Origin of the sequence: Bradyrhizobium sp. UBA2491 (genome assembly GCF_002341725.1) — a bacterium.
GTDB lineage: Bacteria > Pseudomonadota > Alphaproteobacteria > Rhizobiales > Xanthobacteraceae > Bradyrhizobium.
The window spans coordinates 20,301-45,568 of the sequence record NZ_DDOP01000042.1; the positions used below are offsets into that span (position 1 = coordinate 20,301).

The 25,268-nt window shown below is 64.8% G+C and carries 26 protein-coding genes; 13 read left to right on the forward strand and 13 right to left on the reverse strand.

Annotated elements, in window-relative coordinates:
* Window positions 1–37 precede the first annotated feature (37 nt).
* Window positions 38–1,132, forward strand: a complete 1,095-nt coding sequence (locus tag B2W55_RS13460; protein WP_024581995.1) for a citrate synthase/methylcitrate synthase — start codon at window positions 38–40, stop codon at window positions 1,130–1,132.
* 79 nt (window positions 1,133–1,211) lie between these two features.
* Here the strand turns inward: B2W55_RS13460 and B2W55_RS13465 are convergent, their stop codons facing one another.
* Window positions 1,212–1,847 carry a J domain-containing protein gene (locus tag B2W55_RS13465; protein ID WP_021082239.1) on the reverse strand — a complete coding sequence of 212 codons (636 nt, stop codon included), beginning with the start codon at window positions 1,845–1,847 and terminating at the stop codon, window positions 1,212–1,214.
* Window positions 1,848–1,956: 109 nt separating this feature from the next.
* On the opposite strand from B2W55_RS13465, the gene B2W55_RS13470 reads away from it, so the two are divergent.
* On the forward strand, window positions 1,957–2,232 hold the full coding sequence (locus B2W55_RS13470) for a BolA family protein (protein WP_024581994.1): 276 nt from the start codon (window positions 1,957–1,959) through the stop codon (window positions 2,230–2,232).
* 126 nt (window positions 2,233–2,358) lie between these two features.
* Window positions 2,359–2,808 carry a hypothetical protein gene (locus tag B2W55_RS13475; protein WP_024581993.1) on the forward strand — a complete coding sequence of 150 codons (450 nt, stop codon included), beginning with the start codon at window positions 2,359–2,361 and terminating at the stop codon, window positions 2,806–2,808.
* Between the two features lie 276 nt (window positions 2,809–3,084).
* Here B2W55_RS13475 and B2W55_RS13480 read toward each other — a convergent pair whose 3' ends face one another.
* From B2W55_RS13480 to B2W55_RS13490, 3 genes are all read right to left on the reverse strand, one after another.
* A complete protein-coding gene (locus B2W55_RS13480; protein WP_024581992.1) occupies window positions 3,085–4,395 on the reverse strand; it encodes an HlyC/CorC family transporter in 1,311 nt (436 codons plus the stop codon).
* 86 nt (window positions 4,396–4,481) lie between these two features.
* The gene (gene aroB / locus B2W55_RS13485; protein WP_024581991.1) at window positions 4,482–5,627 is read right to left on the reverse strand and encodes a 3-dehydroquinate synthase; all 1,146 of its coding nucleotides are present in this window, start codon (window positions 5,625–5,627) and stop codon (window positions 4,482–4,484) included.
* The gene (locus tag B2W55_RS13490; protein WP_024581990.1) at window positions 5,624–6,256 is read right to left on the reverse strand and encodes a shikimate kinase; all 633 of its coding nucleotides are present in this window, start codon (window positions 6,254–6,256) and stop codon (window positions 5,624–5,626) included. The genes aroB and B2W55_RS13490 overlap by 4 nt, the downstream gene beginning before the upstream one ends.
* 145 nt (window positions 6,257–6,401) lie before the next feature.
* Between B2W55_RS13490 and B2W55_RS13495 the strand changes: the two genes are divergently transcribed.
* The 4 genes from B2W55_RS13495 to B2W55_RS13510 all read left to right on the forward strand — a co-directional run bounded on the left by B2W55_RS13495 (window position 6,402) and on the right by B2W55_RS13510 (window position 10,488).
* Complete coding sequence (locus tag B2W55_RS13495) at window positions 6,402–6,548, forward strand: hypothetical protein (protein ID WP_016843561.1); 147 nt, start codon at window positions 6,402–6,404, stop codon at window positions 6,546–6,548.
* 17 nt (window positions 6,549–6,565) lie between these two features.
* On the forward strand, window positions 6,566–7,585 hold the full coding sequence (gene xerD, locus B2W55_RS13500) for a site-specific tyrosine recombinase XerD (protein WP_080890915.1): 1,020 nt from the start codon (window positions 6,566–6,568) through the stop codon (window positions 7,583–7,585).
* Window positions 7,586–7,797: 212 nt separating this feature from the next.
* Window positions 7,798–8,760, forward strand: a complete 963-nt coding sequence (locus B2W55_RS13505) for an acetyl-CoA carboxylase carboxyltransferase subunit alpha (protein WP_024581988.1) — start codon at window positions 7,798–7,800, stop codon at window positions 8,758–8,760.
* Window positions 8,761–8,988: 228 nt separating this feature from the next.
* Window positions 8,989–10,488: a L,D-transpeptidase family protein gene (locus tag B2W55_RS13510; protein WP_024581987.1), complete on the forward strand. Its 1,500-nt coding sequence runs from the start codon at window positions 8,989–8,991 to the stop codon at window positions 10,486–10,488.
* Between the two features lie 22 nt (window positions 10,489–10,510).
* Here B2W55_RS13510 and B2W55_RS13515 read toward each other — a convergent pair whose 3' ends face one another.
* On the reverse strand, window positions 10,511–11,671 hold the full coding sequence (locus tag B2W55_RS13515) for a helix-turn-helix transcriptional regulator (RefSeq protein ID WP_245438869.1): 1,161 nt from the start codon (window positions 11,669–11,671) through the stop codon (window positions 10,511–10,513).
* Between the two features lie 160 nt (window positions 11,672–11,831).
* Between B2W55_RS13515 and B2W55_RS13520 the strand changes: the two genes are divergently transcribed.
* From B2W55_RS13520 to B2W55_RS13535, 4 genes are all read left to right on the forward strand, one after another.
* Complete coding sequence (locus tag B2W55_RS13520) at window positions 11,832–12,209, forward strand: nuclear transport factor 2 family protein (protein ID WP_024581985.1); 378 nt, start codon at window positions 11,832–11,834, stop codon at window positions 12,207–12,209.
* A 359-nt stretch (window positions 12,210–12,568) separates the two neighbouring features.
* On the forward strand, window positions 12,569–14,116 hold the full coding sequence (locus B2W55_RS13525; protein WP_244442226.1) for a flavin monoamine oxidase family protein: 1,548 nt from the start codon (window positions 12,569–12,571) through the stop codon (window positions 14,114–14,116).
* Between the two features lies 1 nt (window position 14,117).
* Window positions 14,118–14,591, forward strand: a complete 474-nt coding sequence (locus tag B2W55_RS13530; protein ID WP_080890908.1) for a c-type cytochrome — start codon at window positions 14,118–14,120, stop codon at window positions 14,589–14,591.
* Between the two features lie 48 nt (window positions 14,592–14,639).
* The gene (locus tag B2W55_RS13535) at window positions 14,640–15,137 is read left to right on the forward strand and encodes a RidA family protein (RefSeq protein WP_024581982.1); all 498 of its coding nucleotides are present in this window, start codon (window positions 14,640–14,642) and stop codon (window positions 15,135–15,137) included.
* Between the two features lie 58 nt (window positions 15,138–15,195).
* Here B2W55_RS13535 and B2W55_RS13540 read toward each other — a convergent pair whose 3' ends face one another.
* The 8 genes from B2W55_RS13540 to B2W55_RS13575 form a co-directional block, all read right to left on the reverse strand.
* Window positions 15,196–15,897 carry an ABC transporter ATP-binding protein gene (locus tag B2W55_RS13540; protein WP_024581981.1) on the reverse strand — a complete coding sequence of 234 codons (702 nt, stop codon included), beginning with the start codon at window positions 15,895–15,897 and terminating at the stop codon, window positions 15,196–15,198.
* Complete coding sequence (locus B2W55_RS13545) at window positions 15,890–16,624, reverse strand: ABC transporter ATP-binding protein (RefSeq protein ID WP_024581980.1); 735 nt, start codon at window positions 16,622–16,624, stop codon at window positions 15,890–15,892. Before B2W55_RS13545 ends, B2W55_RS13540 begins: the two co-directional genes overlap by 8 nt.
* Window positions 16,611–17,717 carry a branched-chain amino acid ABC transporter permease gene (locus tag B2W55_RS13550; RefSeq protein ID WP_024581979.1) on the reverse strand — a complete coding sequence of 369 codons (1,107 nt, stop codon included), beginning with the start codon at window positions 17,715–17,717 and terminating at the stop codon, window positions 16,611–16,613. Before B2W55_RS13550 ends, B2W55_RS13545 begins: the two co-directional genes overlap by 14 nt.
* A 7-nt stretch (window positions 17,718–17,724) precedes the next feature.
* A complete protein-coding gene (locus B2W55_RS13555) occupies window positions 17,725–18,945 on the reverse strand; it encodes a substrate-binding protein (protein WP_024581978.1) in 1,221 nt (406 codons plus the stop codon).
* 3 nt (window positions 18,946–18,948) lie between these two features.
* Window positions 18,949–19,806 (reverse strand): branched-chain amino acid ABC transporter permease, encoded by an 858-nt coding sequence (locus B2W55_RS13560; protein WP_024581977.1) that lies wholly within the window; start codon window positions 19,804–19,806, stop codon window positions 18,949–18,951.
* 42 nt (window positions 19,807–19,848) lie between these two features.
* Window positions 19,849–21,363: an amidase gene (locus B2W55_RS13565; protein ID WP_024581976.1), complete on the reverse strand. Its 1,515-nt coding sequence runs from the start codon at window positions 21,361–21,363 to the stop codon at window positions 19,849–19,851.
* 162 nt (window positions 21,364–21,525) lie between these two features.
* Window positions 21,526–22,725, reverse strand: coding sequence for a substrate-binding domain-containing protein (locus B2W55_RS13570; RefSeq protein WP_024581975.1), 1,200 nt, complete (start codon window positions 22,723–22,725; stop codon window positions 21,526–21,528).
* Between the two features lie 68 nt (window positions 22,726–22,793).
* Window positions 22,794–23,975 carry a substrate-binding domain-containing protein gene (locus tag B2W55_RS13575; RefSeq protein WP_024581974.1) on the reverse strand — a complete coding sequence of 394 codons (1,182 nt, stop codon included), beginning with the start codon at window positions 23,973–23,975 and terminating at the stop codon, window positions 22,794–22,796.
* A gap of 178 nt (window positions 23,976–24,153) precedes the next feature.
* On the opposite strand from B2W55_RS13575, the gene B2W55_RS13580 reads away from it, so the two are divergent.
* Window positions 24,154–24,597, forward strand: coding sequence for a MarR family winged helix-turn-helix transcriptional regulator (locus B2W55_RS13580; RefSeq protein ID WP_024581973.1), 444 nt, complete (start codon window positions 24,154–24,156; stop codon window positions 24,595–24,597).
* Between the two features lie 169 nt (window positions 24,598–24,766).
* The gene (locus B2W55_RS13585; RefSeq protein ID WP_024581972.1) at window positions 24,767–25,201 is read left to right on the forward strand and encodes a VOC family protein; all 435 of its coding nucleotides are present in this window, start codon (window positions 24,767–24,769) and stop codon (window positions 25,199–25,201) included.
* The last annotated feature ends 67 nt before the right edge of the window (window positions 25,202–25,268 follow it).

Sequence of the window (25,268 nt, forward strand, 5' to 3'; positions counted from 1 at the left end):
GCCCGACCTTTGCGGTGTGAAGCAAGGAGATCGGGCCATGAACATGATTCTCACCAAGAGCCAGATCGGTCTGGACGGCGTTCCCGCCGCCGAGACCGTGTTGAGCCATGTCGACGGCGAGCGCGGCGAACTGATCATCGCCGGCGAGCACGTCGCCAACCTCGCAGGCAAGTCGAGCTTCGAGGGCGTTACCGCGCGGCTGTGGAACGGCGCCACCGGCAAGTCGCTGAGCGAAGCCAATGTCCGCGCCAGCCTCGGGGCCGCCCGCGAACGCGCCTTCGCCCGGCTGCCGGACCTGCTGCCGGCGACCCGCGGCATGTCGATCGTCGACGGCTTCCGTGCCGCCATCGCGGGACTGCGCGGCGAGAACGGGCTGGAGCACGAGGCGACCATTGTCGGCGCCTTCCCGGTGATCGCCGGCGCCCTGGTCCAGCGCGCCAGGGGGCATGATCCGATCGCGCCGGAGGCGAATGCGAGCCACGCCGCCGATACGCTGCGGATGCTGCTGGGTCACACGGCCGAGCCGCGCGAAGCTGCCGCGCTCGATGCTTATTTCGTCACGGTCTGCGATCACGGCATGAATGCATCGACCTTCACCACGCGGGTGATCGCCTCGACGCAGGCCGACCTGTTCGCGGCCATCACCGGAGGTTATTGCGCGCTGACCGGCCCGTTGCATGGCGGCGCGCCGGAGCCGGTGCTGGAGATGCTGGACGCGATCGGCACGCGGGAACGCATCAAGCCCTGGGTCGACGGCGCGCTGGCGCATGGCGAACGGCTGATGGGCTTCGGCCACCGCGTCTATCGCGTGCGCGACCCGCGGGCCGACGTGCTGAAGGTCGCAATCGAGCGACTGGAAGCCAGTGGTGCCGACCTGCCGTTCGCCGGCGAGGTCGAAGCCTATATCCGCGAGGCGTTGCGGAAGAAGAATCCGGAGCGGCCGCTCGAGACCAATGTCGAGTTCTTCACCGCGATCCTGCTCGACGCCCTGAAGATCCCACGACAGGCGTTCACGCCGATCTTCGCCGTGGCCCGCGCCGCCGGCTGGACCGCGCACGCGCTCGAGCAGCGCCGCACCGGGCGGCTGATCCGGCCGAGCTCGTCCTATGTCGGGGCAGTGCCGAAAGGCTGAAACAGCGGAAAACATGCGACGGCGGAGCCACAAACTCCGCCGTCGTCCCTGCGAACGCAGGGGCGACGGAAGTGCGAACTCAGGCCTCGCGCACCACGGTCTTCAGATAATTATACGCTTTGATGATCTCGATCAGGCGATCCTCGGTGGAGCGGTCGCCGCCATTGGCGTCGGGATGGTGCTGCTTCACCAGCGCCTTGTATTTCGACTTGACGTCTTCGAGCGTCGCCCCGGCACCGAGCCCCATCACCAGCAGCGCCTTGCGCTCGGCGTTCATGACCTTGCGGGTCTCGGGCTTGGGCTCCGCGCCACCAGGTCCCGGACGCCAGCGGCCGCGGCCGTTGAGTTCGGAGAAGACATGGAACGGATCGGAGGCGGCATCGAGACCGCTCTCCTTCTTGCCGTTGTTGGCGCCCATCTTCCAGGTCGGACGGTGACCGGTCAGCGCATCCTTCTGGTAGCGCGCGACGTCGTCAGGATTCATACCCTGGAAGAAATTGTACGACTGGTTGTATTCGCGGACGTGATCGAGGCAGAAGTGCCAATACTCGCGCGAATTCTCGCGGCCCTTCGGGGCGCGGTGCGCGCCCTTGTTCTGGCAACCCGCCCACTCGCAGGTCACAGCCTGCTCGCCAGCCTGCGCCTGGCGCTTCGCACTGACCTTGGTCGGCTTGATGCGAATGGAGTCGAAGAATTTTGATGAATCGATCGGCATGTTCTCTTTGACTACGCAATGCACAATTCTTCAAGTCTTGACATTGCGCAGACCTTGTTTCCCGCTTGCACCATTGACGAAAAGCCGCCGCGAACCTAACTCCGCCGCCATGAGCACCAGAGACGTTATCATAAACAAGTTGCGTGAAGCTTTCTTGCCGGAAAGCCTCGACGTGATCGACGAGTCACATCTGCATGAAGGCCACGCCGGCCACAGGCCAGGCGGGGAGACACATTTCAGGGTATATATTGTGTCTCCGGCCTTCGAAGGGAAGAGCCGGATCGAACGCCATCGCACGATTAATGCGACACTGGCGCAGGAACTCGCCGGCTCGGTGCATGCGTTGGCGATCCACGCACACGCCCCCGGGGAAAAGCCGCGCTAGTCCGTGCTTGCCGCAAGACGCCACGCCGGTTTTCCGATATTGAGACGAGCACCCTGGCGATCGACCTGCTTCAGATATGAGCAGGACATTGCGCTTGGTATCGCCGCCGATTTGGATGGGCCGTTCATGATCCCTTGCTGGCCGCGCTTCCGGTCGACCATCACCGCCGTCGGCCTGCTGCTGATCTGCGCGATGCGCCCGGCCGCGGCTCTCGACATGCCGAGCCCGTTCGTCCAGGAAGTGTTGATCAAGAGCATCCTGGTCTCGCTCAACGATGCGGTGGCCGCGAACAATTTCACGGTATTTCACACCAAGATCTCGAAGCCGTTCCGCGACCAGTTTTCGCCCGACAAGCTGAAGACCATCTTCAAGGATCTGGTCGACAAGCACGCGGTGTTCGATGCCGTGGTCGCCAAGCCGATCGTCCTCGATCAGGACGCCAAGATAGACGAGAAGGGCGTGTTGCGGCTGAACGGCCATTTCGACACCACGCCCAAGCAGGTGAACTATCAACTCGGCTTCATTTCCTCCGACGGCGCGTGGAAGCTGTCCGGCATCGCGATCGACATCCATTAGCAGCGGCCGACGCCGCCTATCAGACCCGTCATCCTGAGGGCCGCGAAGCGGCGTCTCGAACGATGCACGGCCACCAGTCGGGCCGTCGACCCTTCGAGACGCGCAAGGCGCGCTCCTCCAGCGACAAAGGCGGAGCCTTTGCGCGGGGGTGACGGTGCCGGCAGACGGTTCGCGCAAACTAGAGCGTTTTCGAGCGAAGTGGATACCGGTTCGCGTGAAGAAAACGCGTCAACACAAGAACCTAGAGCTCTGTTCCGATTCCATCGGAACGGGGCTCTAAAACGCCGTCCCCGCCCGCTTCGGCTTCCGCTCGTCGAGTTCGGCCGCCTCGCGCGGAACCGCGACGATGCGCAGCGCGGTGATGCGGTTGCGCTCGCGGCGGAGCACGCGGAAACGGAAGCCGTGGAAGGTGAAGCTCTGGCCGCGATCGGGGATCGAGCGCGCCTCATGGATCACGAGCCCGGCGACGGTGGTCGCCTCCTCGTCGGGCAGGTGCCAGTCCATCGCGCGGTTGAGATCGCGGATCGGCACCGAACCATCGACCACCACCGAACCATCCGGCTGGGCGCGGACACCGGCGACGACGACGTCGTGCTCGTCGGAGATGTCGCCGACGATCTCCTCCAGGATGTCCTCCAGCGTCACCATGCCTTCGACCTCGCCATACTCGTCGACCACGAGGGCGAAATGGGTCTTGCGGCGACGGAACGCTTTCAGCTGCTCGGAGACCGGACGCATCTCCGGCACGAACCAGGGCGGCAGTGCGATCGCCGACGCATCGATCGCGGACATGTCGCCCTCGTTGGCGCGGATCGCGCGCAGCAGGTCCTTGGCGTGCAGCACGCCGACGATGTTCTCCGGCTTCTCCCGCCACAGCGGAATGCGGGTGTATTCGCTCGCCAGCACCTCGCGCACCAACTCCTCGGGCGGCAGGTCGGCGTTGACCGTGGTCATCTCGGTGCGATGGACCATCACGTCCGACACTTGCAGTTCGCTCAGGTCCAACAGCCCGCCGAGCATGTCGCGGTCCTGCTTCTCGACCTTGCCTTCGTGATGCAGCAGATCGACCGCGCCGCGCAGGCGCTCGGTCGGCGACAGCACCGCCTGATGCGCCCCGACCTTGATGCCGAGCAGCCTCATCAGGGCGCGAACGATGACCTCGATCACGGTCAGCAGCGGACCGAGCACCAGCACCGTAAGCCGCATCGGCCGCGCCACCAGCAGCGACACCCGCTCCGGCGCGTTGATCGCCACGGTCTTCGGCAGCACTTCCGCGAAGATCACCACCAGCACCGTCATCACGCCGGTGGCATAGAGCACGCCGACGTCGCCGAACCACGCGGTGAAGATGCCGGTCGCAAGCGCGGAGGCGCCGATATTGGCGATGTTGTTGCCGAGCAGCAGCGCGCCGATCATCCGCTCGCGCATCGCCATCAGGCTGGAAACGACCGTCGCCTCGCCATTGCCTTGCTTCGACAGCCGCATCATGCTGGCGCGCGAGGCGCCCGTCAGCGCGGTCTCGCTCGCCGAGAAGAAGGCGGAGACCAGCAGACAGCCAATGACGATGGAAAGGGTTATCCAGTCCAACTTCGTTCACCCGAACCTTGCGAGCACGTCTTGCAGAGCCGGCCTCGACCTTTCGCCAATACGGTCCGCCGGCTCCACATCATGCCCTAGCGTTGATCAAGCTTGCGCTGCAGGAAGTCGCGCACCGGCTGCGGCTCGACATTGTTGGCGATCACGGCGCGGCCGACGGCCTCCAGCAGGATGAAGGTGAGCTTGCCGCGCTTGACCTTCTTGTCCTGCGCCATCAGCGCCAGCAGCGCGTCGGCATCGGCGAGCCCCTCCTGCGTGAAGCCTGCGATATCCTGCAGGCGCGTTGGCAATCCTACCGCGGAAAGATGACGCGCGATGCGGGCTGCATCATCGGTCGAGATCATGCCGAGTTGCGCGGAGAATTCGGCGGCGAGCACCATGCCGACCGAAACGGCCTCACCATGAAACAGCCGGTCCGAGAAGCCGGTCGCGGCCTCCAGCGAATGGCCGAAAGTGTGGCCGAGATTGAGCAGCGCACGCTCGCCGGTCTCGCGCTCGTCGCGGGAGACGACACCGGCCTTGGCGCGGCACGAGGTCGCGATGGCGTGCTCGCGTCCGGCGCCGCCGGCGAAGATGTCGGCGTGGTTGGTCTCGAGCCAGGCGAAGAACGCTTCGTCACCAAGAATGCCGTATTTCGCGACCTCGGCGTAGCCGGCGCGGAACTGGCGCGGCGACAGCGTATCGAGCACGGAGGTATCGGCGATCACAAGCACCGGCTGGTGGAACGCGCCGATCAGGTTCTTGCCTTGCGGCGAATTGATGCCGGTCTTGCCGCCGACCGAGGAATCGACCTGCGCCAGCAGCGAGGTCGGCACCTGCACGAAGTCGACGCCGCGGCGCAGGATCGCGGCCGCGAAGCCTGCGAGATCGCCGACCACGCCGCCACCGAGCGCGATCACCAGGTCGTTGCGCTCGATCTTCGCCGCGATCAGCGCCTCGCTGACCTCTGTCAGCGTGGCGTAGCTCTTCGAGCCCTCACCCTCCCCGACGACGATCCGCGACGTCGGCACGCCTGCCGATGCGAGCGACGCCTCGGTCGGCTCCAGCCAGTGCCTGGCGACGGTTCGGTCGGTGACAATGGCGGTGCGCGCGCCGGGCCGCAGCGCCGCGACGCGCGCGCCGAGGGACTGCAACACGTCGCGGCCAATGACGATGTCGTAGGCGCGGTCGCCGAGCGCGACATCGACGGTAACGGAAGCAGGGTGTTTCAAGGGCGCAGTCATGAGGTCGTGTTCATTCCATCAGATGGTGGTTCTTCGGCCGGACGCACGCCGCACAGATGCGCATGCAGGGCCTCGAGACATTCGTCGACGATGCGGTCGTGCGGCACGTCGCGCGAAGCGATCGTCAGATCCGCGTTGCTGTAGATCGGCTCGCGCTCGCCGAGCAGCCGGATCACCGTCGCCTCGGGGTCGGCGGTCTGTAGCAGCGGCCGATCGGCGCGGCGGCGGACCCGGCGCATGATGATCTCGCTGTCGGCCTTGAGCCAGATCGAGATCGCCCGCTCGCGGATCCGGTTGCGGGTCTCCTCGCGCATGAAGGCGCCGCCGCCGGTCGCCAGCACGACCGGGCCGCTGTCGAGGATGCGCGCGATCACGCGCGCCTCGCCGTCGCGGAAATACGGCTCGCCATGGGTCTCGAATATCTCCGGGATCGTCATATCCGCCGCGGTCTCGATCTCGGTGTCGGCATCGGTGAACGGCAGCTTGAGCCGCGCTGCCATCCGCCGGCCGATGGTCGACTTGCCGGCCCCCATCATGCCGACCAGCACGATCGACCGCGTCCCCAGCGCGGCCGCGATGTCGGCCTCCAGGGTCGGGTGGGTGGGTGCGGGTACGGCCGCGTCGGACATCAAAAAGCTCGGATATTGGGACGAATTGTTCAGAATTCGAGCCACCTATACTACCCCCGGCGATACCGTTACCAGCGACTCTTGCAACCGCGCGGGGAACATGTTGGATGATTTCATTGGTTAATTCGCCGCCCGAGTCGCTTCCATGCCCAGCCTGTTCCGCTTCCTGACGGTCGTCGCCGTGATTTTCGGGATCGGCTACGGCATCGTCTTCGCGCTGGCGAATTTCGTGCATCCGAAGCCGCGGGAAATGACCGTGACCATCCCACCGGATAAGTTCCTCAAGAAATAGGCGCTATGAGTCTTGGCATGACCGCATCCGCCAAGATCACCACCCAGATCGCCCGCAAGACCCCCGCAACGGCTCCGGCCAGGACCGCGCAGCCGAAGTCCTCCGACGCCAGATTGACCGCGCTGTTCCTCGACATGCTCGCCGCGGAACAGGGCGCCGGCGCCAACACACTCGACGCCTACCGGCGCGACCTCACCGATTTCTCCGATTATCTCGCCCGTGCGGGCGCCGATTTCACCGGCGCCGACACTGAGGCCCTGCGCGGCTATCTCGCCGACCTCGATACCAGGGGTTTCAAGTCGACCAGCGTGGCGCGGCGGCTGTCGGCGATGCGGCATCTGTATCGTTTCCTGCTCAACGAACGGATCCGCACCGACGATCCGGCCGCGATCCTGTCCGGGCCGAAGCGCGGCCGTGGCCTGCCGAAGGTGCTCTCCATCGCCGACGTCGACCGCATGCTGACCCGCGCCAAGCAACTGACCCAGACCGACGTCTCGCCAGCGCAGCGGTTGCGTGCGCTGCGGCTGCACTGCCTGCTCGAGGTACTCTACGCCACCGGGCTGCGCGTCTCCGAGCTGGTGTCGCTGCCGGTCTCGGCAGCGCGGCGCGACGCGCGGATGATCGTGGTGCGCGGCAAGGGCAACAAGGAGCGGCTGGTGCCGCTGAACGATGCCTCGCGCCAGGCGATGGCGGATTACCTCGCGGCGCTGGAGGTGATGACGCCGAAGGCGAAGAAGGCCGCGCCGTCGAAATGGCTGTTTCCCTCCTCCGGCGAGAGCGGCCATCTGACCCGGCAGCATTTCGCCCGCGATCTCAAGGAGCTCGCGAGCGCCTCCGGCCTCGCGCCGCGGCTGGTCTCGCCGCATGTGCTGCGTCACGCCTTCGCCAGCCACCTGCTGCATAATGGCGCGGACCTGCGCATCGTGCAGACCCTGCTCGGTCACACCGACATCTCGACCACCCAGATCTACACTCATGTGGTCGAGGAGCGGCTGAAGAGCATGGTCCGCGACCTGCATCCGCTGGCCGAGAAGTAAATCCGGCGTACCCCAATCGCGTCGGGACATCGATACCGTCGCCTCATCCGCCTTGACTTCCGCACCATCTCCGCAGAAACAGCGTCACCTGCCTGCGATCCCGAGGCGTGCATTCTGCCTGAATGCGCGTTAACCAATTGAAGTTACAAAACTTCTTTGTCATTCGCTGAATCCGCTTCGCCCCTCGCACCGTTCCTCCCTATATTGAGTTGATGCCCGACCCGATGCGCAGCTATCTCGACTTCGAAAAACCTGTCGCCGAGCTTGAATCCAAGATCGACGAGTTGCGCACGCTTGCCGCCAGCGGCAGCGATATCGGCGACGAGGTCGCACGGATCGAGGACAAGGCGGCGCAGGCGCTCACCGAGCTCTATGCCAATCTGACGCCGTGGCAGAAGACGCAGGTGGCGCGGCATCCGCAGCGGCCGCATTTCACCGATTTCGTCGGCGCGTTGATCACCGAATTCACGCCAATGGCCGGCGACCGCAAATTCGCCGACGACGAGGCGCTGATCGGCGGCTTCGGCCGCTTCCGCGGCGAGAGCATCTGCGTGGTCGGCCAGGAGAAGGGCGGCACCACCGAGAGCCGTATCAAGCACAATTTCGGCATGGCGCGTCCCGAAGGCTATCGCAAGGCGGTGCGCCTGATGGAGATGGCCGACCGCTTCGGCATCCCGGTGCTGTCGATCGTCGATTCCGCGGGCGCCTATCCCGGCATCGGCGCCGAGGAGCGCGGCCAGGCCGAGGCGATCGCGCGCTCGATCGATGCCTGCCTGTCGCTCGGCGTGCCCAATGTCGCGATCGTCACCGGCGAAGGCATGTCGGGCGGCGCCATCGCCATCACCACCGCGAACCGCGTGCTGATGATGGAGCACGCGATCTACAGCGTGATCACGCCCGAGGCGGCGTCCTCGATCCTATGGCGCGACGGCAGCAAGGCGCAGGAAGCCGCCAACAGCATGAAGATCACCGCCCAGGACATGCTGCGCTTCGGGGTGATCGACCAGGTCCTGAAGGAGCCCGCCGGCGGCGCTCATCGCGATCCCGCCGCGATGATCGCGACCACCGGCGATGCCGTCGCCCAGGCGCTCAACGACCTACGAAATCTTGATCCGGACGCGATTCGCAAGCAGCGACGCCAGAAATTCCTGGATATCGGCCGCAAGCTCGGCTGAGGCGCCCAAACGCCGGATTTTTCGCCCAAACTGGGCAATTTCGCCGCAATTGGGCCCCGAGCCGGGTCTTTAACGTTCCTTGAACCATGCCTGCTACCGTGAGGGCCGTCAGCCCCGGTTCAGGTTGCGAGCAGGGGTCGTCGAAGGCTAATATTTTACACAATGGCTTCAGGGCATATTCGCCGTGTTGGGGTCGCGAAAATCGCCCGGTGGGTGTGGAGCTCGGACTTGACTCATCGCACGCTCGTACGCGCGCTTCTGACTTCGGCGATGCTCGCCGCGAGTGCCTTGCTCGCCGGTTGCGACAGCGATCAGATCTCGCTCGCCCAGAACGCCAAGGCCAACCAGCCGGTCCCGCCAAAACTCGTCGCTGCCATGGCCGAAAAGGACATGGATATGCAGTCGCCGATCCTGATCCGCTTGTTCAAGCAGGAGGCCGAGCTCGAGGTCTGGAAGCAGACCCGCTCCGGCCAGTTCGCGCTGCTCAAGACCTATCCGATCTGCCGCTGGTCGGGCGATCTCGGCCCGAAGGTCCGCGAAGGCGATCGCCAGGCGCCCGAAGGGTTCTATTCGATCAACCCCAGCCAGATGAATCCGCAGTCGGCCTATTATTTGTCGTTCAACACCGGCTATCCCAACGCCTTCGACAAGTCGCTCGGCCGCACCGGTTCGGAGCTGATGGTGCATGGCGATTGCTCGTCGCGCGGCTGCTACGCGATGACCGACGAGCAGATCGCGGAAATCTATTCGCTCGGCCGCGAATCCTTCTTCGGCGGCCAGAAGGCGTTCCAGTTTCAGGCCTATCCGTTCCGGATGACCGCGGTGAACATGGCCAAGCACCGCAACAACCCGAACATGCCGTTCTGGAAGATGATCAAGGTCGGCAATGATCATTTCGAAGTGACGAAGCAGGAGCCGAAGGTCGACTTCTGCGAGAAGAAGTACGTCTTCGACGCAGCGAAGCCGGCAGACGCGACCCGCGATCCGGTTTTCAATGCCTCGGCGAAGTGCCCGGCCTATGTGATCCCCGAGGAGATCGCGAGCGCGGTGCGCGAGAAGGAACAGCGCGACGACGCCGAGATGGCCAAGCTGGCCGCCAAGGGCACGCCGGTCGCGCGCCTCAACACCGGCATCGACGGCGGCATGAACGCGATCTTCGCCTCGAAGATTCCGGAAGGAAACACCGGTCTCTCCGAAGGCGGCGACAGCCAGGCACTGCAATCGATGTCGCTCGCCCGCGCGCCCGGCACGATCCCCGGAACGGTCAATCCGCCCCGGCCCAACCTCGCGGTCCAGCAGGAAGAGCCCGTGGTCGCGACGACATCATCGACCACGGTCGCGAGAGCGCCGTCGTCCACCCCGCCGGCCGGCACCCGTGTCGCCTCGGCGAACGCGTCTGACAAGTCGGAAGGCTTCCTCTCCAGCTTCGCGCGCAAGGTCGGCATCGGCGGCACCGCCGATGCGAGCCAGCCGGCCACCAGGCCCCAACCACAGGCCCCGGTCGTCGCCGCGCCGGTCAGGCCGAAGGTCGCCGAGACAAAACCGCAATCCGTGGTTCGCGTCGCACCGAAGGCTGAACCGAAGCAGGCCGCCAGGCCGGCGCTGAAGCCATCGGTCACCGACACTGCCGCAGCCGCTCCGGCCGCAGGCACCGGCACTCAGCTCGCCGGCTCCGCGCCGGTGGTGCAGTCCAACTCGTTCGACACCCGCTTCTCGGCGGCGAAGTAGTCGCGGCGCGCACCGCACGACCTCACTTCTTCGGGACGAGGGTCGAGAACATCACCGCCAGTTGCGCCTGGCGGTTGGTCCCGGTCTTCAGGAAGATCGACTTGAGCTGGTTGCGCACCGTCTCCTTCGAGAGCCGTCGTTCGACGGAGAACGAATTGAGGTCCTTGCCGGTGGCGATTGCCACCGCAAGGCGCGCCTCGGCGGCCGTCAGATCGAACACCTCGCTGAAGGTTGCCGTCGCGGCGGCGTACGGCGCATCGGTATCCGAGATGACCAGGATTCCGTGAAATGCTGACAGCGGAGAACGCGTCAGCCCGGGAAGCCGCATCGGATAGATGACGAGCTTGCCGCCCGACCTCTTGGGCAGCACGACCGGTGGCACCGTCGAAGTCGTCTGGCTCCACAGCAGCGTCTTGATGGCACCCGCCAGTTGCTCGTTGGCTTCGGCATCCTGGCAGAAGATCCGCCCTGCGGATATGCCGAGGTCCTCTCCAATCAGGCGCTCGGCCGCGGCATTGGCGCGGACCGCGCTTCCCCGCCGATCGAGCAGGATCGCGGCGCGCTCGGAAAAATCGAATGCATCGAGCGCGGCCTCCGCCCTGGCCAATCCGAGTGCTGCGCCGGTCTGGACAACCGAGTCGAACGTATTCGACAATGCGGCGAGCCCACTCAATTCGGTCGCGGAAAACGGCCCCTGGTCGCGGGTTCGCTGAATACTCAGCACCCAGACGAATTCGCCGCGACCGACCCGCACGCCGGCCCAGTCGGTCAGATTGCAGGCCCCGAGGAAGTCCTGATAGTAGGGCGACCGCTTGCGGACCTCGGCGGGCAGGCAATCATCATCCGTCACCACGCCGTCGCGCAACAGCTTGGCCTCCGCGCGGTAGCGTTCATCCCGATCGATCCAACCATCCTCGACGTAGAGATTCCAGCTCTTCTCCATCGCAGGGGCGGACGAGACGAACGGCAGCGCCCCAACCAGCGGGAACAGGACGGCGCCAAATGATCCCGTGCATTTGGAGGCTGTCTCGAGCGCCTCGGTCCAAAGCGAGGGATCGACCGCGGCGGCGGCCAAGGCACGCGTGATCCGTTCCTGATCAAACGGTTCCATGCACCATCCCGGTTGGACCAAAGTCCGCCAAGGCTCGCAAAAACATAGCCCAATCGGGTCAGCGTGCGCCAAGGGCCGGAGATTATCAAGCCTTGGAACCGCCCGGCACGGCAGCATCGGACTCTTCGAGGCTCGGCGATATGGCGTCAGCGTCGCGTTGATCCCCCTTGCCCCCTTGCCAAGCGCGCGGACCGCGATGACATGAAGCGGGATGTCGACGTGAGAGGCAGCGATGGACGATCAAGCCACGCGAGCGGCGCTGCAGCGCCATTGGGACGCTTCGGACGCGAGCGATTTCGAGCGCGAGCACGACATCTACCGGGAGGATGCCGTGCTCGACTATCCGCAATCGGGCGAACGGATCCGCGGCCGACGCAAGATCCAGGAGAGCCGGACGGTCCAGCCGAACACGAAGCGATTCACGATCCGGCGCATGATCGGCAGCGGCGACCTCTGGGTCACCGAATTCGTGCTGACCTATGACGGCAAGCCATCCTATGTGGTCAGCATCATGGAATTCCGCGACGGGCTGGTCGCGCACGAAACGCAGTACTTCGCCGACGCGTTCGATCCCGGACCGTCGCGCGCGCATCTTGTCGAGCGCCAATGAAAGCGGGCCGCACGATGCTGCTCGTGAGCTCTTGATCGCCAATGCATTCTGGAGGGCATTACGAATCATCATGGCGCCATCGCGATTGCGGTCGCGGCGATTCCAATTCACACGACAACAGAGAATTCCTGACGACAACTGCGGAACTCCCACGACCGATTGCCAAGCCTCGCACTTGGTGTGATACTCAACAATGCAATCGAGGGTTCCGCAAAATTCCCAGACGTTCAGCCCGTCATCCGGATTTGGCGACAGCTTGCGCGACGGTCCACGCTCGCGGTGCTGACCTCGAAAAATCCGAGAGGTAATCAATGGATTGCGGGAATTCATCCCCCTTCACGCGCAGAAATCTGTTGTCGATGATCGGCACCGCCACGAGTACAGCGGTGCTGTATCAGGCGATGAGCAGTCTTGGACATGCTGCGGAGTCCGACTTTACCGATCCGATCAAACTCCAGGGAGCGCCAAAGGGCGCGTCGGTCGTCGTCCTCGGCGCGGGCCTTGCCGGCATGACGGCCGCGCTCGAATTGAGCAAGGCCGGCTACAAGGTCACGGTGCTGGAATATCGCGAGCGGGCCGGCGGCCGCAGCTGGACACTGCGCGGCGGCGACACCTACACCGAGCTCGGTGGCTTCTCGCAAACCTGCAATTTCGACAAGGGGCTCTATATCAATCCCGGTCCGTGGCGCATCCCCTATCATCACCGCGCCCTGCTTTACTATTGCGGGCTGCTTGGCGTGAAGCTGGAGGCTTTTGTCGAACACAACGCCAATGCTTATCTGCATCGCAGCGCCGCCTTTGGCGGCAAGCCGCAACGCTGGCGCCATATCATGTCCGACTTCAACGGCTATACATCGGAGTTGCTGGCGAAGGCGGCCAATGCCGACAAGCTCGACGAGCCCGTGAGCAAGGAAGACCGGGAAATCCTGCTCGAAGCGCTACGCACCTGGGGAGCGCTCGACAAGAACTACAAATACAGCGCGGCCACCGCAAGCGCGCTGCGCGGCAACGACAAGGATCCCGGCGGCGGCCCCGACGGCGCACCGACGCCGTCTACCCCGATCGCGGGCAACGACATCCTGCGATCGCGGCTGTGGAGTTATCTGAACTTCCCGCTCTCCTACGAATATGGACAGACCCTGTTCCAGCCGGTCGGCGGCATGGGGAGGATTGCGGACGCCTTTGCAAGCAAAGTCGGCCATCTCATCAAGTTCAACGTCAAGGTCACCGAGATTGCCCAGGGCAATGACGGCGTCACCGTCAGCTATTCCGGCGCAAAGGGCGACGGCCCGGTGCAGAAGCTCAAGGCCGACTGGTGCGTCTGCACGATTCCGCTTTCGGTTCTCAGCCAGATCAAGGCCAACTTCTCGCCCAAGATGCAGAGCGCCATCGAGGCGGTGCCCTACGCGCCGTCCACCAAGGTCGGCCTACAATTCAAGCGCCGTTTCTGGGAGCAGGACGAGGCGATCTATGGCGGCATCAGCTTCACCGACCTGCCGATCGGGCAGATCTCCTACCCCAGCACGGATTATCTGAGCCCCGGCAAGGGCGTGTTGCTCGGCGCCTATGTGTTCGGCGTCGCCGGGGTCGAGTTCACCGCGCTGGCGCCGGAAGACCGCGTCAAGCGCGCGCTCGAACATGGCAGCAAGCTGCATCCCCAGATGACGAAGGAGTTCGACAACGGCATCGCCGTGTCCTGGCATCGCGTGCCCTGGACGCTGGGTTGCTTCGGGATGTGGAAAGAGGATACGCGGCGCGACCACTACAAGAACCTGTGCGACATCGATGGCCGCATCGTGCTCGCCGGCGAGCATTGCTCCTATGTCAACGCCTGGCAGGAGGGCGCCATCCTGTCTTCGCTTTCCGCCATTGAGCGCCTGCACAAGCGCGCGGTTGGAGGAAACTGACATGGCGAGCAACGGCACATCACTTCGTGATCTCCCCGCAGTACGGCGCGCACCCCAATGCTTCGCGATCGGCCTCATGGTGATGGCGGCGATCAGCTTTCCCGCACGAACGGGCCTTGCGGATTCGGCCGGCGTGGTCGGCGCCAATAACTTCGCAGCCAAGGATGGCAAGACGCTCTATGCCACCATCTGCCAGGGCTGCCATATGCCGAACGGCAAGGGCGCGGTCGGCGCAGGCGCTTATCCCGCGCTTGCCAGCAACAAGAATCTCGAGAGTGCGGGCTATCCGATCTATCTCGTTCTCTACGGGCAGAAAGCCATGCCCGGCTTCGGCGGCTTCCTGGATGACGACCAGGTCGCGGCGGTCGTGAACTATGTCCGCAGCAATTTCGGCAACAGCTACACCGACAAGGTCTCCGGCGATGACGTGAAGTCGAACCGCCAGCCAAACGCCATCTACTCCACACTGGACTGAAGCAACCTGCCGACCAGGATTCGGCAATCCATGTAAAAGGAACGAGACATGAGACTCACCACCGCGGCCGCCGCCGTGATACTGCTCGCCACGCAGGCGACCGTCGTCAGAGCCGACGATATCGTCCGCCACAAGATTCCGAATTCAAGCTTTCCGATCTCGCTGGCGGTCGAGGTTCCGGCAGGTAAGACGACCGTGTACCTTAGCGGCGTAGTGCCGAGCGTTGCCGACGAGAAGGCTGACAAGAATTCCGTCGCAGCCTATGGCGACACCACGGCTCAAACCGTATCGGTGTTCAAGTCGATCAACACCACGCTCGAAAGCCTCCATCTCAAGATGAGCGACGTCATCAAGATGCAAGTCTTCCTGGTCGGCGATCCCGCCAAGGGCGGCAAGATGGACTTTGCCGGCTTCATGGCGGGCTATACCCAGTTCTTCGGCACCGCGGCGCAGCCGAACCTGCCGTCGCGATCGGTGGTCCAGGTTGCCGGCCTGGCCAATCCGGGCTTCCTGGTCGAGATCGAGGTGGTGGCGATTCGCCCATAAGGCCGCACGCGAACCCAAGATGCGATCATGATGCGTTTCGATGGAAACGCATCATGATCTACGGTGCAAGATAGCGCAGCAATTCGGGATCGCTGCGCACTTTGGCCGCCTCGCCTTGCAGCGCGACGCGGCCGCGGTCGAGCACATAGGCGTAGTCGGCGACGCGCAGCGCGAGATCGAGATGCTGCTCGACGATCACGACCGAGATGCTTTTCGCGAGCTCGGTCAGCCGCTCGGTGATCTCCTCGATCACGCCGATCCAGACGCCTTCGGTCGGCTCATCCAGCAGCAGCAGCTTCGGATTGCCGAGCATGGCCCGGCCGATCGCCAGCATCTTGCGCTCGCCGCCGGACAGCGTACCGGCCGGCTGGTCGAGCCGCTGGCCGAGCTTGGGGAAGATCTCGAGCACCCGATCGACCGCGCTGGCATCGGCATTGAACAGCGAGCCGACCGCGAGGTTGTCGCGCACCGACAGTCGCGCGAACACCGAATGCTCCTGCGGCACATAGCCGATGCCGGAACGCACGCGCTCCTCGGTGCGGCGGCGGGTGATGTCGCGGCCGTCGAACAACAACTCGCCTTGCGAGCTCGCGAGTTCGCCGACGATGGTCTTCATCAGCGTGGTCTTGCCAGCGCCGTTGCGGCCGAGCACGGCGACACCGCCGCGCCAGGGGATGCCGATGTTGACATCGAACAGCACCTGACTGCGGCCATAACCGGCATCGAGATGCCTGATATCGAGGAAGGATTGGTCAGGCACGGCGAAGATAAATCTCCTGGACGTTCTTGTTGGCCTGGATCTCCGCGACCGTACCGGACGCCAGCACCTTGCCCTGGTCGAGCACGGTGAGGCGATCGCAGATGTCGCGGATGAAATCGAGGTCGTGTTCGACGATGACGAGCGAACAATGCTGCTTGATCGGCTGCAACAGCTCGCCGGTGACGCGGCGCTCCTCGAGGCTCATGCCGCCGGTCGGCTCGTCGAGCAGCAACAGCCGCGGCTTGCCGGCGAGCGCCATCGCGATCTCGAGCCATTGCTGCTGGCCATGAGACAGCGCTGCCGCGGCATCATGCGCGCGATCGGCGAGCCGGAACTGGGTCAGCATCGTCATCACCTGGTCGTGCAGCTTCCTGCGGGTGCGCGACAGCACCAGGTCGAACAGCGAGGACTGCGCCTGCAATGCCAGCAGGATGTTGTCGTACAGCGTCAGCGTGGGGAGTACCGAGGTGATCTGGAACTTCAGGCTCATCCCGGCGCGGGCGCGCTCGGTCGGCGTGAACGCGGTGATGTCGGTGTTGATGAAGCTGACTTTGCCCGTGGTCGGCACCTCGGCCCCGGCGACGCATTTCATCAGCGTGCTCTTGCCCGAGCCGTTCGGGCCGATCAGGCCGTGAAATTCGTTCTCGCCGACGGTGAGCGCCGCGCCGTCGAGCGCGGTGAGCTTGCCGAACACCTTGCTGATCCCTTGCGCCTCAAGGAGCGGCATTGCCGGCCTCCTTTGACGCCTTGTTGGGTGCCTTGCCGAAACTGCCAACCCGCTCGCGCTCGCCGAGCACGAAGGAGATCAGCCCGAGCGGGCGGAACATGATGACGAGCAGCAGCAGCACGCCAAGGATGATCGGCCAGACGTCGCGGTAATTGTCCGACAGCCAGAACGAGACGCCCTCGATGATCACAGTGCCGATGACAGCGCCGATCAAGGTGCCGGAGCCGCCGAACAGCACATAGAGCACGACCTGGGTCGAGAACACGACGCCCAGCATGTTGGGCCAGACGAAGCCTTCGTGGAAGGCATAGAGGCTGCCGGCAAGGCCGGCGATGGTGCCGCCGACCGCGAAGATGATCGCCTTCAGATGCTGCGTCTTGTAGCCGAAGAAAGCGATGCGCGGCTCGTTCTCGCGCAGGCCGGCCAGCGCGAGGCCGAATTGCGAGCGGACCAGGAAGCGGCAGAGCAGATAGGCGACCACGAGGATGCCGAGCACCATGTAGTAATAGACCGCGCCTTCCTCGAATTCGTAGCTGCCGAGGGTGAGCGGCGGGATCGACGGGATGCCGTTCTGGCCGCCGAGATAGTACCAGCCGCGCGCCAGCCGATCCGCGGCATAGGAGCCGGTCAGCGTTCCGAGCGAGACGAAGATCACGCTCGAGGGATAGCGCCCGAGCAGCAGGAAGCCGCCGAGCAGCAGCGATGCGGTGAGCCCGATCAGCGTGCCGGCGGGCAGGATCAGGAGGATCGAGGTGACGTTGAGGTCGCGTGCCAGAAGTGCCACGCCGTAACCGGCGGCGCCGAAGAACAGTGCCTGGCCGAAGCTCATGATGCCGGCATAGCCCCACACCAGGTCGAACGACAGCGCGAACAGCGCGAGGATCACCACGCGAGTTGCGAACACCGTCAGGTAGTCCTGCAACACCCATGGCAGGACCAGTGCGATCAGCAGCACCAGCCCTTCCACGATCGGCAGGACCTTCCATCCTGTCGATGCCCGTCCCGCCGGCGCGCTTGCGGCCGGTGCATGCTCACCCGTCACGACATCCGATCCCTGGTCGATGCGCGCGACGGCCTCTCTTGCTCCACCCATTGATCGCTCAGCATTCCTTGGGATCAACGAGACCGTCGCTGCGCGCCACGATCTCATAGTTCCCGCCCTTGGCAACAGCGGTGTACATCTTCATCTTGCAGTGACGCTTGCCCGGCACCATTTCGGCGGGCCCGCCGGGTCCTTCGGCGATCTTGGCGTGGTCGAGCGCGGCTGCGACCGATTCCCGGTCGACCTTGCCGGCCTCCTTGACCGCGGCTTCCCACAGCTTGAGGCCGCGATAGGTTCCGGTGGCGGCGCTGCCGGCGGCGAACAGGAAGTTGCCGGGGAAATCCTTCTCGTAGGCGGCCTGGATCTTGGCGTCGAACGGGTTTTCCTTGGTCAGCACCTTGAAGTAATCGAGGCAGCTCGCCAGGCCCTCGATCTCGTTGGCCTGATTGATGTTGAGCGTGTTCTCGTCATAGTAGACGCAGGCGAGCCGCCCGCCGTTCTTGAGGAAGCCCGCTTCATAGAGCTGCTTGAAGAACGGCCCGACGCCCGGCGGGATCACGGTGTTGAAGACGACGTCGACCTTGTTGGAGATGACGCGGTTCACCGTCGCCGAGAAGTCGACTTGGTCGAGCGGGTAATACTCCTCGAACACGACCTCGCCGCCGTTCGCTTCGATCACCTTGCGGGCGTAGACGTTGAGCGTGTGCGGCCAGACGTAGTTGGCGCTCGGCAGCGCGAACTTCTTGCCGCCGTTCTTGATCAGCCATGGAATGAAGGTGTCGCATTGCTGCGCCGGGGTCGGTCCAGTGCAGAACAGATAGGGCGTGCACTCCTTGCCCTCGTAGAGCTGCGGATAGATGTACAGCGTCTTGCCGCGCGCCACGATCGGGTCCTTGATCGCGTTGCGCATCGACGAGGTGATGCCACCGAGCACCATGTCGACCTTGTCGCGCTGGATCAGCTTGCGGACATTGCCGACCGCGACCGATTCGTTCGAGGCGGTGTCCTCGATGTAGAGCTCGAGCGGCCGACCGAGCAGCCCACCGCCGGCATTGATCTCCTTGATCACCATCTTGGCGACGTTGGCATCGGCATTGCCGGCATAGGCGATCGGCCCGGTCAGGTCGGTCGCGATGCCGACCTTGATCGGCCCCTCGGCGGCATTGGCCCAATCTGGCCGGACCACCCAACTGCCGACCCCGGTCGCGAGTGCGCCGGTCGCGAAGGCGAAATTGCCCATGAAACGGCGGCGTGTGAGGTTCATGCGTTCAATCGACATTGACTAGACCCCTTTCCCAGCAATGAGGCCTTGCGGCCGGAATTTGATGAAGGCGATGGCGAGCACGAAGACAAGCACGTCGGCGACGACGGGCGACATCACCCATGGCAGCGCGGCACTGAGCGTGCCGATCACGCCGGCGCCGGCGACCGGGCCGATGAAGGAACCGACCCCGCCGACCATCACGGCGACGAAGCCCTGGATCAGGAAGCGGATGCCGAGATCGGCGAACAGACTGAACACCGGCACGATCAGCGCGCCGGCGAGACCTGCGAGCGCGGCCCCGAACGCAAACGTCGCGCCATAAATCAACGGCGTCGAGATACCCGAAGCGCGCGCCAGCGCCGGGTTCTCCAGCGTGGCGCGGACGCGCAGCCCGAACGAGGTGCGCGCCAGCAGCAGATAGCAGCCGCCCATCACCAGCAGCGTGATCACGATGATGGTGAAGCGCCAGGCCGAGATGTGCACGGAGCCGAGGTCGATCGAGCCACCGATCGGCTCCGGCACCGTGAGATAGAAGCCACCGATCAGGCCGCGCACGCTTTCGCGGATGATCAGGCCGAGTGCATAGGTGCCGAGCATCGCCACGATCGGCGCGGCGTAGAACCGCCGGATGATCAGCGCCTCCAGCACGAAGCCGATCGCGCCGACCACGAAGGGCGCCGCGACCATGCCGGCCCAGACCGGCGCGCCATGGGCATAGGCCAGATAGGTGACATAGGCGCCGAGCAGGACGAACTCGCCCTGCGCGAAGTTGAAGATGCCCATCATGCTGGCGATGATGCCGAGCCCGAGCACGACCAGCACGATGATCGCGCCGAAGCTTATGATCTCGAACGCCGCGGCGAAGGTGCTAGCCATGGCGCTCGATCCATCCAGCCTGCGTCTGCAACAAGCGGCGCCTCACATCTTCTTCCAGTCGCCGGCCTGCTCGAAGGCGTGCGCAGCGCGGTAGATGGTGGATTCCTCGAACATCCGGCCGACCAGCATCAGGCCGACCGGCAGCCCGTCGACCATGCCGCAGGGCAGCGACATCGCCGGGTGATGGGTGATGTCGAATGGCGCGGTGTTGGAGATCATCTCCAGCGCGCGAGCGACGTAGTCCTCGCGGCTGGCATTGGCCTCGGGCAGCTTCGTCGCCTTCATCGGCGTGGTCGGCAGCAGCAGCAGGTCGTAGTCCTTGAACGCCTTGTCATAGGCCGCGGTCAGCCGGCGCGAGATGTTGAGCGCCTTGCCATAGAAGCGCGGACCGAAATTGTTGTTGATGTAGGTGCCGAGCAGCATGAACAGCTTGGTGGTCTCGGACAGCGAGTCCGCCTGCCGGCGCCAGCCGCGATGGAAGTCCATCAGCGTGGTGGAATAGAGATCCGCCCGGCTGAGGCCGTAGCCGTCGCCGAACATCATGGTCTGGGTCATGCCCTCGGTGCCGATCGGGGTCCAGATCGCCGGCCCCGTCATGTGCATCGGAACCGAGACCGTCTCGACGCTGGCGCCGAGATCCTTGAAGCGCTTGGCCGCCTCGCGCACGCTTTCATTGACGGCCGTTTCCGCGGTCGGCTGCTCGAAACCCTCCTTGAGGATGCCGATCTTCATACCCTTGACGCCCTTGCCGATCGCCTTGGTGTAGTCCTCGACCTTCGGCGCCTTGATGCGCGGATCGTAGCCGTCGTCGCCGGCGATCACCTCGAGCAGCAGCGCATTGTCTTCCACCGTCGCGGTCATCGGACCGGTGTGATCGACATAGATCTCGATCGGCATGATGCCGGTATAGGGCACGAGGCCCCAGGTCGGCTTCATGCCATAGGTGCCGCAGAACGAGGACGGCATCCGGATCGAGCCGCCCTGGTCGCCGCCGATCGCCATATCGACCTCGCCGAGCGCGACCACCACGCCCGAGCCCGACGACGAGCCGCCGGCCGAATAGCCCATCTTGTGCGGATTGTGCACCGCGCCGACCGCGCCAGTGTGGCTGCCACCGGACATGCAGAAGGATTCGCAGTGCACCTTGCCGGCGATCTCGGCACCGGCGTCCAGCATGCGGGTGACGATGGTGGCGTCGAAATCGGGGACGTAGCCTTCCAGCGTCGCCGAGCCGTTCATCATCGGCACGCCGGCCAGCATGATGTTGTCCTTCAGGGCCACCGTCTTGCCCTTGAGCTTGCCGGAGGCCGCACCCTTCACGGTCGACTTGCGGTACCAGGCATTGTGCTTGTTCTCTTCCGGCGCGGGCCGATGGCCCGGCGTGCGCGGATATTTCACCTCGGGCAGTTCGTCCGGCATCGCGGCGACCAGATTGTAGGCATCGATCGAGCCCTGCATCAGGCCGCGGAACGAGGCCACATCCTCATCGGTGAGCGACAGGCCGCACTGCTCGGCGACGGCGCGAAGTTGGATTGGCGTGGGAAGGACGACGGTCACGGCGCTCTCCTGAAGTTTTTGATCTTGGATTTGATCCCTCGGGGCAGCGGGCTGCGCGTTGACCCGCGCGAACCGCTCACCCCTTCGCTGTATTGAAAACGGAAATATTTTCCTTTTCAAGTATTATTTCACAAACAGGCTCGCGACACCGTCGCACCCGGCTCAGATCGCCTTGATCACCCTGAAGTCGAGGCCGTCGGCTTCCGCGAGATACATCGGCATCCGGGCGTGGCCGCTGCGCACCGTGACCGGACCGCGCGGGCCGCGATAGACGAGGTTGTCGGCGGCCGCGAGCAACGGCCGCATGTCGAGCGTGCCGGCGCGGTTGGCGGCGGCCTCGAGCAGGCAGAAGCCTTCATAGGCGGACTCGCCGCACGAGCCGACCGGCGGCGCGTACGGACCGAACATCGCGCGATAGCGGTCCCTGAAACCGTCGCCGGCATGCGAGCCGACACTGGGGAAGTAGCCCGACGCACAGAACAGGTTCTCGGTCTTGTCGGCGCCGATGCCGAGCAGCGACGTTTCATCGACGCAGCCGGCAAAGCGCAGCGTGGTGGACGCAAGCCCGGCATCGGCGAAAGCGCGATTGAAGGTCACGCTGTCTGTGCCGATCAACGAGATCAGCACGACGTCGGGCTTCGCGGCACGGATCCGCTCCAGTTGCGCCTCGTGATCGTCCTCGCCGACCGGCACGAACTCCTCGCCGACCACGAGGCCGCCGGTCTCCTTGATGTAGCGCTTCACCGCGCGGTGCGATTGCCACGGCCAGACGTAATCGCTGCCGATCAGGTACCAGCGCGTGGCGCGCCTGGTCTCGGCGAGCCAGTGGATCGACGGCCGGATCTGCCAGCGCGGCGTCTCGCCGATCGCGACCACGCCGGGCGTCCGCTCGCCGCCCTCGTAGACCGCCGTGTAGATGTAGGGAATCCGGCCACGGGTAACCTTGCGCAGCGCGACGCGCACCGCGCTGGTGTGCATGCCCATGACGAGATCGGCTTCGTCGAACGCAATCGCCTGCTCGGCGCGGTCGAGCACCTCTTCGAGCGGTCCGCCGGCGTCGTAGACCGAGAGCTCGATCTCGCGGCCAAGGATGCCGCCGCGCCGGTTGATCTCCGCAACGGCGAGCTGCGCGGCCGAGGTCGTGGCGGGGCCCCACATCCCGGGCGAGCCGGTGCAGCAGACGAAGCCGGCGACCCGCAGCCGGTTGCGCGCGCCGCGCGGACCGAACCTGCTGCGATCCATCGGCGCAAGCACGCGATCCGACCCCGCCGACGCCAGGTTCTTGAACAGCAGGGACGGCGGGAACGGGAGATTGTCATTCCCGTTGAATCGCCCGGCCCTGACGTTGAGCGTCGAATGCACACCTGCTCCTGTCTGGCACCGCGCCCTGGGGCGAGCCCGGCGTTGCCCTCGCGGGCAGCGGTGCCACGCTAGATCGTCTTGATCACATTGAAGTCGAGACCGTCGGCCTCCGCGAGATAGATCGGCATTTCGGCGCGGCCGTCGCGAATGGTGACTTCGCCGCGCCCGCCGCTGTAGATGACGTTGCGTCCCGCGGCGAACAGCGGCCCGACCGCCAGCGAGCCGGCCCGGTTGGCCGCCGCCTCGACGAACCGCATCCCCTCGTAATTGGATTGTCCGACCGAGCCGATCGGCGGCGCGTGCGCGCCGAACATCGCGCGGTAGCTGATCCGGAAATCGTCGTTGGCGCGCGAGTCGATACAGCCGAAATAGCCGGACGCGCAGAACAGGTTCTCCGTCGCGTCGGGTCCGATGCCGAGCAACACGGTCTCGTCCATTGCGCCGGCATAGCGCAACGTGGTGGCAGCGAGCCCGGCCTCGGCGAAGGCGCGGTTGAAGGTGATGCTGTCGGTGCCGATCAAGGTGATCAGCACGACGTCGGGCTTTGCGGCGCGGATCCGCGCCAGATGCGGTTCGTGATCGTCCTCGCCGAGCGGGACGAATTCCTCGCCGACCACCTGGCCGCCGGACTCTGCGATGTAGTGCTTCACCGCGCGGTGCGATTGCCAGGGCCAGACATAGTCGCTGCCGATCAGATACCAGCGCTTTGCCTTCTTGACCTCGGCGAGCCAGTGGATCGCCGGCCGGCTTTCGGCGCGGGGCGTCTCGCCGATCGCCATCACGCCCGGCGTCCGCTCGCCGCCCTCGTAGACCGGCGTGTAGACATAGGGGATGCGGCCGCTCGTGACCTTGCGCAGCGCGAGGCGCACCGCGGAGATATGCGACCCCATGATCATGTCGATCTCGTCGAACGCGATCGCCCGCTCGGCGCGGCGCACGACATCCACGATCGGCCCGCCGGCATCGTACATCGACAATTCGACCTCGCGGCCGCGGATGCCGCCGCGCTTGTTGATCTCGGCGACCGCGAGCATGACGCTGTTGGCCGAGATCGGCCCCCAGATTCCGGGAGCGCCGGAAAAGGTGATGAAATTGCCGACCCGAAGCTTGCTGTCGGTGCCGCCGCGGCGCGAGGAGCCCGGCTTGGCGATCAAAGCGAGATCGGCCGCGCAGGACGACGGGGTTCGAAACAGGTTCGGCGGCGCGACGGGCATGCCGCCATACGCCTGGGAAGAGTCCGTCGAAAGCACGCCAACTCCTGTCTGGGAAGCAGAACGCAACGCAGCCAGCGGGCGGTCACGGCAGCCGCCCTTTGGTTGGGGGAATATCCTATGTGAAAATATTGAATATTCAACAATTGAAGTGCATATAGAAACGGCATGCGTTGCCGGACATTCATTCACCGGGTCAGGAACCAGGTCTCACGCCGTGGCTAAACCGCCGAAAGAAAACTCCCCGATCACCGAACACCTCACCTACCTGCTCGCGCAAGCCAACCGGGAGATCAACCGGCAGTTGGAGACGCGGCTCGCCAAGGAAGGTGTGCCGGTCGAGCAGTGGCGCATCCTGAAAGTGCTGTCCGACGGCAACGGTCATTCGATGGGCGAGCTCGCGGATGCCGTGCTGCTCAACCATCCGACGCTGACCAAGATGATCGACCGCATGGTGTCGGATGCCCTGGTCTACCGCGTGCAGGACCCCAAGGATCGCCGCAAGGTGCTGATGTTCGTCTCGGATCGCGGCAAGGCGCTGTGCCGCCGGCTGAACTCGCTGGCGGTGAGCCAGGAAGAGCACATCGTCGAGAGCTATGGCGACAAATCGACCAGCGAGCTGAAGCGCCTGCTGGAAAGCCTGATCGGCACCGCCAACTGAGCCCGCGCCAGTCGGGCGCCGTCACGATCGAAAATCATCGAAAAAGACCGGCAGGGAAATGTCGGGATATCGCGCACCGGCGCGTCCTTTGGGCGCGCCAGTGGCGCAGCCTTCGCGCCTGGGCGCATGAGGTCCATCCTGTTCGACAAACTAGCGAGGACACCCCATCATGCCTTCGATCACGCCGTTCCTCTGGCTCGACAACAACGTCCGCGACGCCGTGGCTTTCTACCAATCGGTGTTCCCGAACGCCGAGATCGAGACCGTCAGCGACTTCATGGCGAGTTTCGAGCTCGAGGGGCAGCGGTTCTATGCGCTCAATGGCGGGCCGCAGCACAAGTTCAACGAGGCGGTGTCGTTCTTCATCAGCGTCGAGACCCAGGAGCAGGTGGATTACTTCTGGAGCAAGCTGACCGATGGCGGCCAGGAATCGCGCTGCGGCTGGCTCAAGGACAAATTCGGCCTGTCCTGGCAGGTGGTCCCGACTGCGCTCGGCCGCTACCTCAGCGACGCCGACCGCAAGGCCGCCGACCGCGTGATGCAGGCGATGCTGAAGATGCAGAAGATCGTGATCGCCGATCTCGACAGGGCGTACGCGGGCTGAGCAACGCCGGTCACGCGCCCCAGGCCAATCAACCCGTCCGCGCCCGCCCCAGGCGCGGATCGGAATT

Bases quoted from the DNA above. Each gene is read 5' to 3' on its own strand.
- B2W55_RS13550 (WP_024581979.1), bottom strand. From the start codon at position 17,717: ATGGGTGGAGCAAGAGAGGCCGTCGCGCGCATCGACCAGGGATCGGAT.
- B2W55_RS13490 (WP_024581990.1), bottom strand. From the start codon at position 6,256: ATGTCCGACGCGGCCGTACCCGCACCCACCCACCCGACCCTGGAGGCC.
- aroB (WP_024581991.1), bottom strand. From the start codon at position 5,627: ATGACTGCGCCCTTGAAACACCCTGCTTCCGTTACCGTCGATGTCGCG.
- B2W55_RS13475 (WP_024581993.1), top strand. From the start codon at position 2,359: ATGATCCCTTGCTGGCCGCGCTTCCGGTCGACCATCACCGCCGTCGGC.
- B2W55_RS13465 (WP_021082239.1), bottom strand. From the start codon at position 1,847: ATGCCGATCGATTCATCAAAATTCTTCGACTCCATTCGCATCAAGCCG.
- B2W55_RS13460 (WP_024581995.1), top strand. From the start codon at position 38: ATGAACATGATTCTCACCAAGAGCCAGATCGGTCTGGACGGCGTTCCC.
- B2W55_RS13555 (WP_024581978.1), bottom strand. From the start codon at position 18,945: ATGTCGATTGAACGCATGAACCTCACACGCCGCCGTTTCATGGGCAAT.
- B2W55_RS13585 (WP_024581972.1), top strand. From the start codon at position 24,767: ATGCCTTCGATCACGCCGTTCCTCTGGCTCGACAACAACGTCCGCGAC.
- B2W55_RS13535 (WP_024581982.1), top strand. From the start codon at position 14,640: ATGAGACTCACCACCGCGGCCGCCGCCGTGATACTGCTCGCCACGCAG.
- B2W55_RS13505 (WP_024581988.1), top strand. From the start codon at position 7,798: ATGCCCGACCCGATGCGCAGCTATCTCGACTTCGAAAAACCTGTCGCC.
- B2W55_RS13495 (WP_016843561.1), top strand. From the start codon at position 6,402: ATGCCCAGCCTGTTCCGCTTCCTGACGGTCGTCGCCGTGATTTTCGGG.
- B2W55_RS13525 (WP_244442226.1), top strand. From the start codon at position 12,569: ATGATCGGCACCGCCACGAGTACAGCGGTGCTGTATCAGGCGATGAGC.
- xerD (WP_080890915.1), top strand. From the start codon at position 6,566: ATGACCGCATCCGCCAAGATCACCACCCAGATCGCCCGCAAGACCCCC.
- B2W55_RS13545 (WP_024581980.1), bottom strand. From the start codon at position 16,624: ATGCCGCTCCTTGAGGCGCAAGGGATCAGCAAGGTGTTCGGCAAGCTC.
- B2W55_RS13560 (WP_024581977.1), bottom strand. From the start codon at position 19,806: ATGGCTAGCACCTTCGCCGCGGCGTTCGAGATCATAAGCTTCGGCGCG.
- B2W55_RS13470 (WP_024581994.1), top strand. From the start codon at position 1,957: ATGAGCACCAGAGACGTTATCATAAACAAGTTGCGTGAAGCTTTCTTG.
- B2W55_RS13530 (WP_080890908.1), top strand. From the start codon at position 14,118: ATGGCGAGCAACGGCACATCACTTCGTGATCTCCCCGCAGTACGGCGC.
- B2W55_RS13520 (WP_024581985.1), top strand. From the start codon at position 11,832: ATGGACGATCAAGCCACGCGAGCGGCGCTGCAGCGCCATTGGGACGCT.